This window comes from Bdellovibrio reynosensis, from assembly GCF_022814725.1.
Taxonomy (GTDB): domain Bacteria; phylum Bdellovibrionota; class Bdellovibrionia; order Bdellovibrionales; family Bdellovibrionaceae; genus Bdellovibrio; species Bdellovibrio reynosensis.
This window is the reverse complement of the sequence record NZ_CP093442.1, coordinates 2,978,446-2,994,863: the sequence shown is the minus strand read 5'-3', so window position 1 is coordinate 2,994,863 and position 16,418 is coordinate 2,978,446. Positions and strand designations below refer to the sequence as shown.

Genomic DNA, 16,418 nt, shown 5'->3' with positions numbered 1-16,418 from the left:
GTCGAGACCTGGCGAAGTTGCGAAACCACAGGCTGTTCTTTATTCTTAAAAAATGGCTTTTTCTGAAATTAAGTATACTAAGGCTTTTACATTCAGTGTTTTTGCTGCGGGTTTAATTGCGACCTTGTCTATTTTCGTGGTGAATCTATCCACGATGAACACCCATAAAAGATTGTTAGTTCAGCAACAACATATTGAAAAAATTCTGATGACCTTGGATGAAGTGGCGACACTTTTGGTGGATGTGGAAACTGGGCAGCGTGGTTATGTGATCACTCAGCAGAAAAATTTTCTTGAGCCCTATCACAGATCTTTAGTCGTTATTGGTCCTAAACTGGAAGAACTTAAAGGCTTGGCTTCTGCCGAGTTTTTAGAAAACCCAAACTACAAAAATCTTTTGCCGCTAATAGATCAAAAACTTAAATTCACGACCGAAGTGATCGAGTTTGTAGATCAAAAAAAGTATGTCTTAGCCCAAAAAAGCATTCAAAGTGCTAGGGGTAAGGACCTGATGGATGAAATCCGTCTGCGTATAGATAATCTAAAAAGCATTAAAGGTAAAAAGTTGCACGCAACCAAGGACCAGGCAAACGTGGCTTCGTCAAGGAATCAAGGTTGGCTGATGCTAGGAAGCGGTCTGAGCTTTGTCCTAATTGTCTTGGCATTTCTATTAACGGACATGGAATCTAATCGGCGCGGCCAAGTTGAAGAAGAGCTAAGAGAAGCAAAGGATAAGGCTATTGAGGCTTCCCGCCTTAAGTCAAATTTCCTTGCTAATATGAGCCATGAAATCCGTACGCCCATGAATGGTATTCTGGGTATGACTGAAGTTTTACTGTCGCAAAAAATCGAAGGTGATGTAAAAACAAAAATAAATGTGATCCGAGATTCAGCGATTTCCTTACTATCATTAATCAACGGGATCTTAGACCTTTCTAAAATTGAATCAGGAAAGCTAGAACTTGAACAAGTCTATTTAGATATTCGCAAGATCATTAAAGAAGTTACCGACAGTTTAGACTATTCAGCAAAAGCCAAAGGCCTTACTTTAGAAGCCAACGTTTCAGCGCAAACCCCGGTGGCTTTTTCTGCTGACACCTTACGTCTTCGTCAAATCATTATTAATCTTGTCGGAAATGCGATTAAGTTTAGCTCTCAAGGCAAAGTGTATATCAATGTCAGCTCTGAACGCCTTGAAAACTCTAAAACTTTATTAATGATTCAAGTTAAAGATGAAGGCTTAGGAATGAGCCCTGAAGTCCAAGAAAAAATCTTTTCGCCGTTTGAACAAGGCGACAGCAGTACCACCAGAAAATACGGCGGCACTGGCCTTGGACTTTCGATTACCAAACAGCTTATTGATCTTATGAAGGGCGAAATCAAAGTGGAAAGTGCTGAGGGGCAAGGAAGTACCTTTACAGTCACCGTCCCACTTGAAGCCATTAATGCGATTCCCAATAAAGAAGTGGCGCAAACCGAATTTGTTTCTTCCTATGCGCCGTTAAATATTCTGGTGGCTGAAGATAACCTAACCAATCAAGAAGTTATTAAGGTCATGCTAACGCGTTTGAAACATCAGTTTAAGATTGTAGGAAATGGCAAGTTAGCTATGGAAGCTGCCGCGGCCGAAGACTATGACGTCATCCTTATGGATTGTCATATGCCGGAAGTGGATGGTTATCAAGCTGCACGAAATATCACTTTAGCTAAAGGCTTATGGTGGAACTCTTCGCCAATCATCGCTGTGACTGCTAATGCCGTGAAAGGTGATAAGGAAAACTGCTTGTTCGCGGGAATGTGTGATTATTTATCTAAGCCGCTTACGATGGCTGAATTGGATGAAAAATTAAGCCTTTGGTCACGCAGAATTGATTTCTCAGATCCTCAAGTGATCGATCCTAAGGCGCTAGAACGCCTAAAACAGATTAGCGAATCCCAAGCTGAAAATATGATGAAACAAATCGTGGCGCAGTGGAATAAAGAAGCCCCGACGGTTCTGCAGGATTTAGAATCTAAAGTTCAAAACAATCTTTTTGCTGATTCCGTATCGCTAGTTCATCACTTAAAGTCGACTTGTAACAATGCAGGTTTGCGCCGTATGGCACAGGCTTGCGGTCGCCTCGAAGAGGCGGCCCACAATAAAAACGCCGAAGAGCTTCCTTACCTTTACCTGCAATTGCGTGCAGAGTTTAAGCTTGCATCCCTGCACTTAAATCGCGCTGGGATGATTGAAACTGTTTAATCGTTTTTTTGGGTTAATCGGTAGCCTGAACCGTAAACGGATTTGATCGTCCAATAAGTGCCATCTAATTTTTTTCTTAGCTTTGACATATGCGTGTCGATGGCGCGATCTTGAACGTTTAAGTTCCCGCCCCATACATTTTCCATTAATTGGTCGCGGGTTAATAAAATATTCTTGTTCTTAGCTAGGTACAAAAGCAATTTGAATTCAAAAGAAGTCAGCTCAAGCTCACAAGGGCCGCTCGGTGATTCTACAGTGACTTTTTGTAAATCCAGGTTTAGCACCATATTTTCTATGCGGTGTAAACGCTGGGAAGAATCCTTATTAAGCTTCTTTAAGCGTGAATCCACGCGCACGCGGAATTCTAAAGGCTCAAAAGGTTTTGTGATATAGTCATCGGCCCCTAAAGTATAACCGACAACTTTATCTGCCGTTTCTGATTTTGAAGTTAAAAAGATGACCGGAGTGTCGGGCAACTGCTTTTGTACTTTTAAAAAGAAATCAAAGCCATTTCCATCTGGCAGATGCACGTCCAATAATACAAGATCCACGGCAGTTTTTAAATATTCAGTGGCTGCTTGCAAAGTGTCGGCTATGACAAGCTGGTGGTGCGCCAAAGTTTCTTTGACGAGGATTTGATTTGTCACGTTGTCTTCAACTAAAAGTATTCGCGCCATAGAGATGTTCCGTTTCAATCTTAAATAGTTTAGCAACAGAATCTCGTAGTGATACAGCATTATGTTGAAAGAAACACAGTTCCTTTATATTTGCCTGACTGTTAGGGCCGATAATTATTCTATCAGGTGATCAGATCGTTGAAACAAAGTACTCGGAACCACTGGAATATATTTTTGAAATGATCTGATAAAGGGGTCTAGGTGTGAAACCGGCCCCGGTTCCTGACACTGGATTTGTTGTTTGTGTAAGTGTTTTTTAAACGCTTTTAACAGGAGGCTTTCATAGTCTAATACTGTCCCTTGCTCTGTCCTCAAATAAGCTCTGCAAAGGGAATCCCCACTGGATTCCCTTTGTTTTTTTGGCATTTCTTGATTTCATTTTCTACTTAGGCAGACCACGTCAGTTCCACGGATTTCAAAAACTTTTTTTAAAGTTATCGACTGATCTAAAATTTCTTGAGCCTCTGCAAATGCATTCCAGCCGTGATCTGAAAGATCTCTTAAAAGGATATAGGCCTTACCCTGATCTGATAAAACGTTCTGCAAGGCAAGCAGCAGCGATTTAAAATCGGAATCTAAGTAAAAGCGACAACGATTTTTAAAATCGGAGGGGGACAATTTGCCTTGCCCTGCGCGGAAATACGGGGGATTGCATAAAACTAGATCGTAGCGTCTATGAGACTCTGATTTTAGCAATTCTGTATAGTTATGATTTAGGAAGTGGATACGGGTGCTGACTGTTCCCAAGCTCTGCACATTGGTTTCGAAATGATTTTTATAGATATCCTGAACTTCAAGAAAATCAAACTGTGCAGGGACAGGGATTTTGTTTTGCTTACAATGATATAGAAAATCTAAACCAATAATCCCGCAGCCGGAACACAGATCCAAAGCGCGCGTGTCTTTAAGATTGTGGTTTTGCACGAGTTCAAAAACTTGTCGCGCTAAAAAAACCGAGTCGTGGGAAAAATGATAATCCTCGGGCTGGGAATATTGAAAAGTGAAATGAGGATTGATGGATGACATTCCTTCTTTCTAGTATTCAAAATCCGTGCTGTCCATCTTCATGAAGTTCGAAAAGGATTCGGGATTTTTTGGGCTCTTCGACAGAGGGTGCTTAAGTCTTCGACAAATTTCTTTGGGCGTAGAGAAGTTCTTATAGTGTTCTTATGTAGTTAGCGAATTCCGGTTAATTTTTCCGTGCATTTTTTTGCGAAAAAATCCTCGAGATTTTAGGGTCTAGTTTGGCTTTTTTATGGCAAAAATTTCCCGTTGGCGTCCAGTTTTATGGTCCTGAAAGCCTTACCAGGCGCGGATTTTTTGACAGTACCGTCAAAATCACTCTATCCTAAATCTAACTAACGAACCCACCATGGAAGGAAGGTTCATGCGAAGCCAGCGAGTCCTTATATTAGATGACGAATCATCACTCCGCACCGCTCTTTTTAGAGTTCTTGATCGCAAAGGTTTGAACGTCATCACCGCCACCAAAATCGATGAAGCAAAGATTTTGTGCCAAGGCGAAACTCCCGTTGATCTTGCAATTGTTGACCTGAATCTTCCCGATGGCGATGGCATTGAGTTTATGACTTATTTAAAGTCACTAAGCCCCGCAACGGAAGTTATTATTCTTACTGGTCACGCGACAATTGAATCAGCGATTCGTGCGACCCAAAAAGGTGCCTTTCACTTTGTCACTAAGCCTTTTAATTTAGAAGAGCTAATGAGCTTGATTGAAAAAGCTTTGACCCATAAAAAGCTGCAACAAGAAAACCAACAGCTTCGTTCTGAACTGAATAAGAAATACAAGTTTGATCAAATCATTGGAAACAGTGAACAAATTCAAAACGTATTGCGTTTAATTGAAAGAGTCGCTGATTCTGATTCTACAGTTCTTGTGACTGGTGAATCTGGAACCGGTAAGGAACTTATCGCCCGCGCGATTCACTATAACTCCCCACGCGCGCAAGGTCCTTTTATTCCAATCAACTGCGGTGCAATCCCTGCAGAGCTTTTAGAAAGTGAACTTTTCGGTCACATCAAAGGGGCTTTTACGGGTGCTATCGCCAATCGCGTCGGCCGTTTTGAAATGGCTGACGGTGGAACGATCTTTTTAGATGAAATCGGTGACCTTGAACCTTCTTTACAAGTAAAACTACTACGTGCTTTGCAGGAGCGCAGTTTTGAGCCTGTGGGTTCAACAAAAACTGTAAACGTGAATGTACGTGTGATTGCAGCGACAAATATCAATTTAGAAGAAGCTGTGGAAGAAGGCCGTTTCCGCGAAGATCTTTTCTATCGTTTAAACGTGATTCCGTTAACAGTTCCCGCTTTGCGCGAACGTAAGACTGATATTCCATTGTTGTTAAATCACTTCATGGAAATCTTCAATAAAAGCAAAGGCCGTGGCTTAACTGGAATTACCGCTGACGCATTAGAGTGTTTGGTGAATTACCCGTGGCCGGGAAATATCCGCGAGCTTGAAAACTTAGTAGAACGCATGACGATTCTTAAAGGGCAAGGTCAGATTGATGTGTCTGATTTACCTGTGAAGTACAAGTCAGGAAAAACCGCTTCTGCTGAAAGCACGGGATTAGAAATTCCCGATCAGGGAATGGACTTTAACTCTGCTGTCGATGCTTACGAAAACGCTTTGATCTTGAAGGCTCTTGAAAAAACCGGCTGGAATCGCAACCAAGCCGCGGCGTTGTTGCGATTGAATCGGACCACGCTGGTGGAGAAGATTAAGAAGAAAGGTCTTACTCCTCCGAATGAGATTACTCCTTCTTAAAAAGAAAATCCCCACTGCTTGGTGGGGATTTTTAATGACTTAATATTTCTTTTTAAGGATTAAATGTGCCTTTATTTTGTCCACCACGAAAGACCGCCCTCTTCGATATTATCTTTTCCAAGCAGAGTCTCAGCATCAACCCAGCCATCATTGTTTTCTCTCTGCCACTCTTCGCCCCAAGAATTCTGAACTCGTACCACTTGTCTGCATTGAGAGTTGTCCTTTGTACATTGTTCGCGATATCCAGTTATAACTAAAGAATGAAGGCCTTTGCATTCCCCGTTTATCTTGATGGGACAAATGCCATCTAATGCAAGAGGATAACCTTCTTGAAGAACTTCACGAATTTTATCTATAGTTTCCTTCGGCGAAGCGGATTTATTCTTATCTGGATAAAATTTAAATTTAGCAGGCGGGTCTATCTCTACGAGATCTGAGCAAGCGGATATTTGATCGGTTCCTAAAGTTAAATAGTACAAAAATTCTTCAAATGTACCTTTTGAAAGAGCCCGCTTAATATCTGAAAAATTTGTGTTGGACTTTAGATCCTCTTGCGCAGCTTTGCTAATACATTCCAAACAAGCTTCACCTTCGGTTTTTTTCTTGTTAGTTTGATACAGGTCTCTAAGTCGCTTCAATACAGCATCAGAAACTTTTGGATCATCCCCATGTTTATTGACGACTCCATCGAAAGGATAGCAACTCTCGGCAAAGCCACCACCAAAGTATGCCATGTTTCCTAAAGCAGCTATAGCTGCGCCTCCAAATTTGATATTGTCGTGATTCGCAGGATCAAGATCGTGACTTTTATCGCTTGTACGATTCGCATAACTGATCATGCCAATGGGCGAAACCTCGTTTTGGGGTTGCGCCCCCGAACAAGGTTCTATTTTTTTCTTGCTCATATTACAGTGATAAAATTGAGCCACGGTCGCTGACGCATACCCAAAGCAAGAGTTAAAGCCACCCTGGGATCGTATACGGGGCAAGTTTTTAAGGTTTAGATCGCCTTGAGACTTAGGAAAGGTGACAGGATCAACTGTCGCGAAACAGGATTCGACATCTGCCCCATATGAAGCACCCGACCAAAGTAAAGCCGTAAAAAGAAAAGTATATTTCATGATTTCTAGTCTATTTTAATTTATTTTTTTTATCTATGCTAAACGAAATGGCCACATCGAAAGACCTGCTCACAATATCTGTTTTGTTTTCCTTAAGTACCCCCGCAAACGCAGGAACTCATGTAAGTAGAATTGCACAATATCGAACAATATCTAATGACACTGGCATAGCACTTACGATTAACACAAAGTTAAGATCTGCGGTCCTTCGAAAAAATAACGGTTACTTACGACTTTTTTTTGTGGACGACACTCCCGTGTACACCTTTGTAAGCGATAAAAAACGCGATTCTTACACTTTTTTTTATAAAAAAAAGAATGCAGAACTATCAGTTAATTTTATCAGAGAGCCAAATGAGGAACTTTACAGTGACAATTGTAATGCAGAAAATAAAATTGATCGGCTAGCAAAAAATATAGATGCGATTGCCACTTTTGAAGGAATAGAAGATTCTCCCTCCCTCGGGCGAGCTATGCTGGATGTCTCCTGTAAAGAAAAGCTGGTTCCTACCGAGCAGCTAAAAATAAAAACTATTGCTGCAGGGTTGTTTAAGGGTGATTCTTATCTTGCTAAATGCCTCTCAGATAAGTCTGCACAGGATAAGTTTTCTAAAATTAAAAATTTTGATGAAGACCTAGAACTTATAGTAAATGAAATGGCCAATTCGCAAAACCTCGCAAAACAAATGAAAGCACCAGTTCTTATTTCTTGCGAAGATTCTCAGATACCTTCAGCCTTTAATGCAAAATTCATTAACGGAACAATAACACTGCCCGTATCAGAAAAAAAATTTCTCAAAAACGAATGCATGACGACGGATGCTATTTTGAGCCACGAGTTATTGCATAAAGCAGGCGTAAAAGATGAAAAAAGAGTAGCAATTTTCGACGCGATTTGTGCTTCCGTTTCAAATCCAGAAGCCGTTGAAAATAAATCTTGTGAAAAACAATACACAATGAAGCGATGTATTAAAATGCCAAACGACTGCGGTGGAATCCCAACACAACTAGCTGTGAAAAACACTATCAAAAGTGCAAAAGAGCAAGAACACAAGAAAGCCGCGGCGGTAGCAAAAAAAGAAGTGGAAAAAGCGCCGATTAAAGAAGTGACTCTCACTGAAAAAGATTGGCAGGCTCTGGAATCGCCCGTCGATACCCCGGAGTCAACTGCAGCAACTCGTTCGATCGCCTCTACAATGTCTAGTAACTTTGATTCTTTCGCGGGCGCAGTCAACCGAACTATCGGCATAATTGAAAGTCCTGCATATGCCGCCTCTGCCAAAGGCGACACTTCCACCAGCAGTTCTAATATTAGCGCGCCTTCGATAAATACTGCTGCGGCTTCTCTAGAAACATCAAAATCGACTTCTGGCATTGGATCAAAATCGAAAGCCAGTGATTCAACTGATGATGATACCTATTATACAACCGAAGAATACTTAGCCGACAAATATCCTGTCGCGAAAACCAGGTCAGTCGCTTCAGCAAGTAACGAACCGAAGGCCGGTTCCTCATTTGAAGTCAACGCTAGCGCTGGAGCAAAAAGTCCAGATGGTTCAAGTTCTGCGGAAACTGCGGGAGCGGTCCTTGCGCGCGGCACGTTAGCTAAAAACGGTGAAATCGCAGAACCGAGCCAGCGATCTATGCCGTCAGCTAGTGGCGCCTCAGGTACATCTTTAAACAGCTCTTTAAATTATTCATCGCCAGCTATGCGCCCTGCTGGCAATCGTACCCCGAATGAGTTTAAAACTTCAGTGCCGATTACGACCTTACAAAGAAATGACACCATCACTGGGCAAGAATATAAAGAGATCACAGCCTCCTACGATAACCCGCAATTTTCTAAAGACCTTCGCAATGAAGGCGTCAGTATTACGTTATCTCAAGAGGGTTCTAACCTGGGTCAGGTACCAAGTAAGGCGTCACTTCGCTTTGTCGATGATGGCCAGTCGCTTAAACGAGTTAAAGGAAAATAGAAATGAACAAGTATGTTTTAGGCTTTCTTATATTAACAGTTTCTTTACCTGGATTTTCAGCTCCGTCGCGTCCCAAGAATTTAAAAGTGAATGCGCTTGCGGTCTTTTTAGAAGATAAATATCAAATCGTTCAACTAAAGAGCTTTGATAAACTAGAGTTAAGTTCGAACTGTTTTAAATCTAAAGATGCTAAACCTAGGTGTCAGGCGCACACTTTAGCAGTGCAAAAGTTTTCGTTCCCCACGGAAAGTTCTGAATATGTCGGCAACCCATCAGCTTCCTACTGCAAGAAAATGGGCGGTAAAGCCGTTGTCGGTGTTGCAAATAACGGAAATGAAAGCGACCTCTGCTATTTCGGCGATAAAAGCTTTGTAAAGTCTTGGGGCGCCTTCTATCTTCATTATCCTAAAAAAGTTATCAGCAAATAATTATGATGATAAAGAAAGCTCTGAAGGTCATTCTCATTGTTATCCTGCTGTTTTGGCCGCCGACTTTCTTTTATCTTGCGTACTACACTCATCGCGCTAACCAACAGACAAATGAAAAGTCTGGAAATGACATTTCATTTACTGAAAAACACACCGTTTCGCTTTTAAAAAATGAGATGTATCGCGAAGCTTGCAGTTTCCTAAAGCGAGCCTACGACCGTAACGAAGTCACCATTTATGGTATCGAATCAGAATCTGTTCAGTGCTATATGCCTGAAGACGTGGACATCGCAGCGTATCCAATCCATGAAGAAGGTAAGATCCATACAATTCGAATTTCAACCGGAACCCTGGCCTATAAAAAACAAACTATTGGACAAGCGAAGCTTTTATTAGCACAAACCGTAGGCAGCAAACTTTCATACTTTGAACTTTTCCGCCAAAACCCCTTCGAACTTTCAATGGGTTTACTAGTCGATACTTTGATTGCTGCGTGGCTTGTTATCGCGATGTGGGCGATATTCGTATTAAGAAATATAGAACACATGCGCCAGCTCTACCGACGTACCCATAAAGTTCCTTTTTGGTATAAACCGATCAATCGCTTGGCAGCGATTTTAGAAATAGAACAAGAAGCTAATATAACTTCAATTCAACAAGCTTCTGCACGCGAGCTTAGCTATCTTCGCAGCGAGCTAGTGTACTATGCTGACACGCTTGAATACGCGCTTTTAGAGGAATTAAAACTTAAACACGATGTCACTTTCCCCTTTAGCTTTAAAGGCACAGTCGCCCGAGTCGATATCAACGAATACGGTTCCTACAACTATGAAGGCAATGATGCCTATCTTTTGAAGGTGAAAAAAACCTTTGCCTGGCTTTCAGCTGAGTGCGCCTACAGATATGGCGGGCTTTTTGAAGAACGCGTTGGCGATATGGTTGTCTACGTATTTCTTGGTTCAGATGCGGAAATGCGAGCAGCAGCCTTCGTACGAGATTTTTCTGCGGAGTTTTCTGCTTTAAAGTTTGAATTTCTAAATCATCGGGATGTCACACTTCATGTAAAATCCAGTATTGTCACATCGCCGATTGAAATGGACGTAGCACCATCAAAGTATGATTATTCTGGGCCAGCACTTTACCTATCTGATCGAATGTTGGGAAATATTGATGAACAAGAAAAAAAGAAAAATATTCTTGTGATGTTGCCAGAAGAATTTTCTGAAGTCAGTTCAATAGCCAAGCAACCTTACCTTGAAAGGTCCGTTTCAAGAAAAGAGGCCACGCTAACAGTCTGCTATATCAATTCATTCTACGATTTTAATGACAACATTTCTTTAGGCACCTATCACCTTGGCGAAGAAGGGATTTCGCAACAACTGAACTTTCTATTAAAAGACGCTGAAGACAGCGTTACAAAGATTAAAGTTGCAGAAAACTTATTAAAAAATCTTCGTGTAAAAAGAGTCAGCCCTGGAATTTCAGAAAAGTGGCTTCACACGACTCTTTCACTACTGCGAACGAAAGCATCAGATCCTAACGTTGTTGCGACAGCCATCAGCTTAGGTAAAACCTTAGTTCCAAAAAATAACTGGAAACCGGAATACTCGGCTGAACTTCTAGCGAACTCTGATGCCATGGACGGTCGAATGATGGCAAACTCTGTAGAATTATTTGCTAAGTGGAATGATTTCGAAAGTGCCCAAGTATTAAATCAAAAAGTTGAAGACGACCCAGATCCGTACCGCACCAAAGGAAATTATATTTTAGCCGCAGGCTTGAACGGCTTAAGTGAAAGTATTTTTGATCAAATCATAGAAATGATTAAGTCAGACGATGACCGTTTAAAAGACAGCGGTATCTATGCTGGTGCCATGCTGATTATCCTTTACCGGGAAAAGGATTATACCGCCATTGTTACTTATAATGGGTATCATCGCTTGCTAAAGGTTTTAAATGAAACTTCGATAAAGTCCGCGCGGCTTAATCAGTTGGCTTCTATAGTGCGAGAGGAAAAATAAAACCTTTTAATCAAAGCCGATTGCACCTACGGCGCCAATAATTCTATTTTCATCAGTAATCCGTAAGATGGTTTTAATGATTGCTTCATCAAAGCCACCGATGGTTCTGTAGGACGCACCATAACTAGTTGATGATAAATGAAGACGATCAAGCAATCCACCGAGGCCAAGGAACGCGAACCGATGGCTCCGGCTTCCGTACTTCGGACTCATTTCGGACAACTTCAAAACAAATAAAAAGTAATTCGTGCAATCTTTAGTGTACTCCTGACTGAAGGCACTCTCCCAGATTGCCTTTGTGTAATCATCAGTGCTTATCTTTTCCCATTCCGATTTATAAGAAAAAATTCTATAGAGTCCACGATCTAAATCTTTTAATCCGGAGGTAGCAAAATATATTTCGAAATGTTGAAAGCCACCAGCAGTGGCGACCGGAAATTTTCCTTTTTCATTAAGATAATAACAATCACGTAACAGAAGATCGTAATCACCTTTAAATCCAACGGTCGTATTTTTGTATGCTACTGCAGATTTCCTTACCGCTATCAAATCGGCGAAAGAATGTATGTTGCGGTTCTTATTTGGCAATTCAAACTTCGGTAAGATATGGGATGTCGGGGAAAACTTCCAATCTGAATGGGAAAGTCCAAAGTATGACCGTTCCTGAAGACTCGCAAATTGAAAGTACTCCTTCATACCAAACGAAATAGGATGTCTTAAAGATGCAGGCTCAATAAAAAATAATAGTCCTTCTGAAGAGACTTGCTCTTTGTAACCTAGAGCTAAAAGGACACCACAGAACACAGAATTGTTTGGCATCAGAATTGCAAAATTCGCTTCGGCTGATAAGAGTTGAGCGGAAATGTCTAGCAGTGGAAAAGTGAAAAAAATAGGAAAAGGTGTCAACACTTCGAGACTGAAAATTTTTGTACCATCCATGTCTTTTTCAGAAGTGGCACAAAGATATTGGTTTCTAAAATTTTGACTTTCACGAGACATCTTCATTCCTGCTCATAGAGAGTGTACTGAATCTAATTTTAAAGAGTTTACAGCACTAAGCTCTATTTTTAAAAATTTATTTTATTATAAACAGGATTCAATTAACATCCTGTTTCAACAAGGAGGAACATATGTCTAAAAAAACCCCGGCAATTACGGCAGGTGTTGCGTTACTGGCAGGCATAACTGTCCAAGCGTCAGAAATAGCCACCCCAGATGTAAAAGCTGAAATTTCAGCTGATATTATTGAAGAAATGGTGTTCGAAAAACAATTATCAATCGATCAAAATGGCGTTGTCCGCGTTGATAAGGGTCTTTTTGAGGTACTTAGGGAACGTGGGATTTTGAACGAAAAAGAAGTTCTTTCTGATAGCTCTAGTGGAATTCGATGTGGTGGAGTTCCAAAACCAAATTAACTAAATGAATTTATCATGTTTTAAACTCGACAAAAAACTAAGTTTGCTTGTGCTGGTGATTCTTTCCAGCGCGAGCATCTTTCTTTATTTTAAAAAAAACGAGGAACAATTGAATACTATCGTAAGAATTCCCTTCTATTCGACTTTAAACATCGAATCCCTTGATCCCTCAAATATTACTGATGGTGTACAATACCAAGTTTTGAATTCAATTTATTCATCTCTGCTCTACTATGATTCCGCTGGAAGACTACAGGGTGCTATTGCTGAAAGTTTCGAAACTAAAAATGACCGTATAACATTCTCCATTCGACGAGGAATAAAAACCATTGATGGAGATGAAATAACAGCGGAAGATGTTTATCTTTCCTATAAAAGGCTGCTAATTCTCAATAGAAATTTTCATGGACGCTTGATTGATTTTCTTGATTGCGAAATTTTGCCTAAAAGACTTTCAGATTCTTGTTCTGGTTTGAATTGGAGAGACAACAAGGTTGAATTCAAACTAAAGTCACCAGACTATATAGTTTTTTTCCTACCTTTAGTTGCCGGTGCTGACTATTCGATTATTCCAAAAAAATCATTAGATCCGGTTACGCTAAAAATAATTGATTATAAGAATACGTCTGGTCCCTATTTTGTATCCTCTACAAATAATGAAAAGACCATATTTTCAATAAATCTTTCAAATCCACTTGCAAGCATGAAGAATCCCACCCACGTTCATCTCCTTAATGAGATCGGCGCCAATAAGATTGAAATGCTTAATAGGGGAATTGTTGATATTTTACCGACTTTCACTTTAGTCTTTAAAAAAAATCTCGAACAAATTAGCGCGATTGAAGAATACAACCTATATAAAACATTACCTATACGCCTTACCGTATTGGTTTTTACTGATATGGGACTTAAAAAGCTTAGCAGCGAGCAGCGAATTGTAGTTGGTAAAATACTAAAGGCAGCCTATTTAAACAAGTTCAAAGACTCTTTAGAATTAACAGAAACGCAAGAGTATTTTTCAATAGTGGGTGAAGGAGCCATAGAACCTGAGCAATATGAGATAATAAAAAATACTTTTGAAAATGCCCCCACCCATATAAATGAAACTGTTACTGCCGATTTTGCAGATTTTCTTTCGAGAAAAGGAAAAGAAGAAATTATAAATTCGCTTCCTAATTTTAAATTTAAAGAATTGGGAGAGGTTGAGGGGCTTAAGTCTCCTGATGCGCCAGACGTATTTTCAATTGCTACGGACGCCGGGGGATTCGATAACCTTTCCCTTCTAAATTATACGCATTCCCTAAATGGATTCGGGATGAGTGACGACGAGTTTACAGTTTGGTTGTCTGACTATCTCAAGACCTCAGATAGATCCGATAGACTACAGAAATTCAGAAACCTGCATTTTAATATGCTAAATAATGGACAGATAATCCCGGTTGGTGTCTCGTCTTTCTTAGCGATCGCAAAAAAACCATGGAAATTTGATGGGAATCCAGCATTTGCTGTAACTCCTTTTTGGACAATTAAGCATGAATAATAACCAAAACACTATTCAGTGGATTTTGGACAACTCTGAAAGGCTTAACCTTTCAGTTAATGCATTTAAATGGAATCTACCTTTTGAGACAAATATTTTTGACTGCAGAGTAAGTATAAAAGTAAATGGCGAAGTTCGCGAGGGAAGAGGATCTGCTGATTCAGAGGAACTCTCTTTCTTAAAGGGTTTTAGTGAAGCGATAGATAGAGTTACATTTTTTGAGAGCATGAAATTTCCAACAACCAATGGCATGGCTGTCCATACTTCGTTAGAAAACGCCGTTTTGGCCGCGCGTTGCGAATTGATTGAGCGTGACGCCTTCTTCTGTCACTACTTAACAAAAACCCCGTTTCTAATGGCTGCAATAAGAATTGAGAACCTTGGTTTTAAGCCTGAAATTTTTGAGTTTCTTCTTAGTCAGGGGATTTGCTTTCAGCTCTCTGAAATGATCTCGGCGAATGAATGTAGTAGTTTTATATTTGTAGCACACGGTTTGAACGCGAACAAAAAGCCTTTGGGTCTGATGTTTGGTATGGGATGTGATATCGATCCGATTAAGGCCGCTTGTTCTGCCGTGTACGAAGGTTTAAGACAGATTATAGCTAATCTGATGTCCAACAATTTGCCAGTTCTTGATATCGCCAATTTCCAGGCTCAGTCGTTTTGGGGACCCGATACCCACATGGCGCTTTGTAATGATCTAATTTATACAGAGAGTGTGATTTCCTTTTTCTTTACTCAAGGGCTAGAGACTCGAACTAAAGCTAGCCAACTAAAAACGGAAACAATTCCTTACGAAATTCTTCAATTAACGGGAGAACTTAAAGGTGCTCCCTTCTTAGTGGTGAAAGCTACCGATCATAGGCTGCAGGACCTCTATTTTGGACCGACAGAAAAAGACAATGTTAATTTAACGCGCTTAACGCAGTTCACAGGGAAGTCTTGGACATGGAACATGGTCAACAAAACTCCACATCCGCTGGCGTAAACGATTTAAAATATCGCCTTAGACGTCTTTGGGTTTTTTTTGCTGTTTTTCAGGTTCTCTCGCTAATTGCGATTCTAACTGCAATTGAATTCGCTACATACAGAAATAAAAAGTCATTGGCTTATAGCTTGACGGATTCTCTTTCTAATTCCTTACTGGTAAAAGATTATAGAAGAATCACTGAAGCGTTATCTACGCCTTCAAAAAATGAATTTAACAAAATTTTTTTGCAGGATTTTTCGAACGGCAAAGATATTACCCTCGGAAATGAATCGCAGATTTACTTTCAACATAAAATTACAGTTCCGATCTATTTTGATTCTGAACGCCGGATAAAGATCGCTCATGCTACATACTCGTACAAACTTTTTTCGCTAATATTAGAAGTCCTTTTTGTATGGTGTATATTATTGCTAATATCATCTGTTTGGTTATACCAGTTTCGAAAAAACACAATAAAGGCGTATGAACAAGAAATTGAGACAAAACTAGCACGGGAGATGGCAGAGATGGCCAGAAGAGTAGCCCATGATATCCGTTCACCATTATCCGCACTAAATATGCTAGTTGGATCATCGCAAGAAATTGCTGGAGAACCTAAGACAATTATTAAGCAGGTTTCCCAAAGAATAAATGATATAGCGGATGATCTTTTATCCCACACAAAAAAGCGGAATTCTCACGATGAGTTCTTAAAAGCAGAATCACACCCCATAGCACGACCAGTGAGCACTTATAAGATAATTCCAGCCCTAAAATCATTAGTGGTAGAAAAACAGCTCGAATTTAAAGGACATGAAAAAGTTAATATTTCCTTAAGACTAAATAGTTTGCCCGACGAACTTGAAATAGGTGTCCCAGAAAAAATATTATTAAGAATTATTTCAAATCTGATTAACAATTCAATTGAAGCTATAGTCGACGATGGCTCGCTCTTTATTGAAACACAACAGCGAAATAATAATTTAATTATTTCGGTAATCGATTTTGGAAAAGGTATTCCGCCAGATATTCTGGAAAAATTCAGAAATAAGGAGTTTGCTAGCTTTGGAAAAAGTGATTCTCAAAAATCAGGATCTGGCATCGGTCTTAAAAGCGCCTATGAGCAGATTGAAGACGCTGGCGGAAAGATGTCAATCGATTCAAAACTTGATATTGGAACGAGAGTGAGTATCGAAATTCCTGTTAAATCATGTTGAAGTTCGGTTTATTGCTTGAG

The 16,418-nt window shown here is 40.2% G+C and carries 13 protein-coding genes; 9 read left to right on the top strand and 4 right to left on the bottom strand.

Annotation, left to right across the window (positions count from 1 at the left end; all coding sequences use genetic code 11):
- Nucleotides 1-52 precede the first annotated feature (52 nt).
- A complete protein-coding gene (locus tag MNR06_RS14145; protein ID WP_243537012.1) occupies nt 53-2,242 on the top strand; it encodes an ATP-binding protein in 2,190 nt (729 codons plus the stop codon).
- Here MNR06_RS14145 and MNR06_RS14140 read toward each other — a convergent pair.
- Together MNR06_RS14140 and MNR06_RS14135 are read right to left on the bottom strand one after the other, a co-directional pair.
- Complete coding sequence (locus MNR06_RS14140; RefSeq protein ID WP_243537011.1) at nt 2,239-2,919, bottom strand: response regulator transcription factor; 681 nt, start codon at nt 2,917-2,919, stop codon at nt 2,239-2,241. The two genes, MNR06_RS14145 and MNR06_RS14140, sit on opposite strands and share 4 nt — an antisense overlap.
- 375 nt (nt 2,920-3,294) lie before the next feature.
- Nucleotides 3,295-3,945 (bottom strand): RsmD family RNA methyltransferase, encoded by a 651-nt coding sequence (locus MNR06_RS14135; protein ID WP_243537010.1) that lies wholly within the window; start codon nt 3,943-3,945, stop codon nt 3,295-3,297.
- A 361-nt stretch (nt 3,946-4,306) separates the two neighbouring features.
- Between MNR06_RS14135 and MNR06_RS14130 the strand changes: the two genes are divergently transcribed.
- On the top strand, nt 4,307-5,710 hold the full coding sequence (locus tag MNR06_RS14130) for a sigma-54-dependent transcriptional regulator (protein ID WP_243537009.1): 1,404 nt from the start codon (nt 4,307-4,309) through the stop codon (nt 5,708-5,710).
- 71 nt (nt 5,711-5,781) lie between these two features.
- Here MNR06_RS14130 and MNR06_RS14125 read toward each other — a convergent pair whose 3' ends face one another.
- The gene (locus MNR06_RS14125) at nt 5,782-6,615 is read right to left on the bottom strand and encodes a C1 family peptidase (protein ID WP_243537008.1); all 834 of its coding nucleotides are present in this window, start codon (nt 6,613-6,615) and stop codon (nt 5,782-5,784) included.
- Nucleotides 6,616-6,878: 263 nt separating this feature from the next.
- On the opposite strand from MNR06_RS14125, the gene MNR06_RS14120 reads away from it, so the two are divergent.
- From MNR06_RS14120 to MNR06_RS14110, 3 genes are read left to right on the top strand one after another with little or no spacing between them, the layout of a single operon-like run.
- Nucleotides 6,879-8,807: a hypothetical protein gene (locus tag MNR06_RS14120; RefSeq protein ID WP_243537007.1), complete on the top strand. Its 1,929-nt coding sequence runs from the start codon at nt 6,879-6,881 to the stop codon at nt 8,805-8,807.
- A 2-nt stretch (nt 8,808-8,809) separates the two neighbouring features.
- Nucleotides 8,810-9,235, top strand: coding sequence for a DUF333 domain-containing protein (locus MNR06_RS14115; RefSeq protein ID WP_243537006.1), 426 nt, complete (start codon nt 8,810-8,812; stop codon nt 9,233-9,235).
- A gap of 2 nt (nt 9,236-9,237) precedes the next feature.
- The gene (locus tag MNR06_RS14110; RefSeq protein WP_243537005.1) at nt 9,238-11,256 is read left to right on the top strand and encodes a nucleotidyl cyclase domain-containing protein; all 2,019 of its coding nucleotides are present in this window, start codon (nt 9,238-9,240) and stop codon (nt 11,254-11,256) included.
- A gap of 6 nt (nt 11,257-11,262) precedes the next feature.
- On the opposite strand, the gene MNR06_RS14105 is transcribed toward MNR06_RS14110, so the two are convergent.
- Nucleotides 11,263-12,261 (bottom strand): nitroreductase family protein, encoded by a 999-nt coding sequence (locus tag MNR06_RS14105; protein ID WP_243537004.1) that lies wholly within the window; start codon nt 12,259-12,261, stop codon nt 11,263-11,265.
- A gap of 125 nt (nt 12,262-12,386) precedes the next feature.
- Here MNR06_RS14105 and MNR06_RS14100 point away from each other — a divergent pair, with 125 nt between their 5' ends.
- From MNR06_RS14100 to MNR06_RS14085, 4 genes are all read left to right on the top strand, one after another.
- A complete protein-coding gene (locus MNR06_RS14100) occupies nt 12,387-12,671 on the top strand; it encodes a hypothetical protein (protein WP_243537003.1) in 285 nt (94 codons plus the stop codon).
- A 109-nt stretch (nt 12,672-12,780) separates the two neighbouring features.
- Entirely contained in the window at nt 12,781-14,211 is a 1,431-nt protein-coding gene (locus tag MNR06_RS14095; protein WP_243537002.1) for an ABC transporter substrate-binding protein, read from the top strand.
- A complete protein-coding gene (locus MNR06_RS14090) occupies nt 14,204-15,199 on the top strand; it encodes a YcaO-like family protein (RefSeq protein ID WP_243537001.1) in 996 nt (331 codons plus the stop codon). Before MNR06_RS14095 ends, MNR06_RS14090 begins: the two co-directional genes overlap by 8 nt.
- Nucleotides 15,160-16,398, top strand: a complete 1,239-nt coding sequence (locus tag MNR06_RS14085; RefSeq protein WP_243537000.1) for a sensor histidine kinase — start codon at nt 15,160-15,162, stop codon at nt 16,396-16,398. The genes MNR06_RS14090 and MNR06_RS14085 overlap by 40 nt, the downstream gene beginning before the upstream one ends.
- The last annotated feature ends 20 nt before the right edge of the window (nt 16,399-16,418 follow it).

Coding starts and splice junctions, on each gene's coding strand:
- MNR06_RS14105 (WP_243537004.1), bottom strand. CDS start 12,261: ATGAAGATGTCTCGTGAAAGTCAAAATTTTAGAAACCAATATCTTTGT.
- MNR06_RS14140 (WP_243537011.1), bottom strand. CDS start 2,919: ATGGCGCGAATACTTTTAGTTGAAGACAACGTGACAAATCAAATCCTC.
- MNR06_RS14135 (WP_243537010.1), bottom strand. CDS start 3,945: ATGTCATCCATCAATCCTCATTTCACTTTTCAATATTCCCAGCCCGAG.
- MNR06_RS14130 (WP_243537009.1), top strand. CDS start 4,307: ATGCGAAGCCAGCGAGTCCTTATATTAGATGACGAATCATCACTCCGC.
- MNR06_RS14100 (WP_243537003.1), top strand. CDS start 12,387: ATGTCTAAAAAAACCCCGGCAATTACGGCAGGTGTTGCGTTACTGGCA.
- MNR06_RS14090 (WP_243537001.1), top strand. CDS start 14,204: ATGAATAATAACCAAAACACTATTCAGTGGATTTTGGACAACTCTGAA.
- MNR06_RS14110 (WP_243537005.1), top strand. CDS start 9,238: ATGATGATAAAGAAAGCTCTGAAGGTCATTCTCATTGTTATCCTGCTG.
- MNR06_RS14085 (WP_243537000.1), top strand. CDS start 15,160: ATGGAACATGGTCAACAAAACTCCACATCCGCTGGCGTAAACGATTTA.
- MNR06_RS14120 (WP_243537007.1), top strand. CDS start 6,879: ATGGCCACATCGAAAGACCTGCTCACAATATCTGTTTTGTTTTCCTTA.
- MNR06_RS14125 (WP_243537008.1), bottom strand. CDS start 6,615: ATGAGCAAGAAAAAAATAGAACCTTGTTCGGGGGCGCAACCCCAAAAC.
- MNR06_RS14115 (WP_243537006.1), top strand. CDS start 8,810: ATGAACAAGTATGTTTTAGGCTTTCTTATATTAACAGTTTCTTTACCT.
- MNR06_RS14145 (WP_243537012.1), top strand. CDS start 53: ATGGCTTTTTCTGAAATTAAGTATACTAAGGCTTTTACATTCAGTGTT.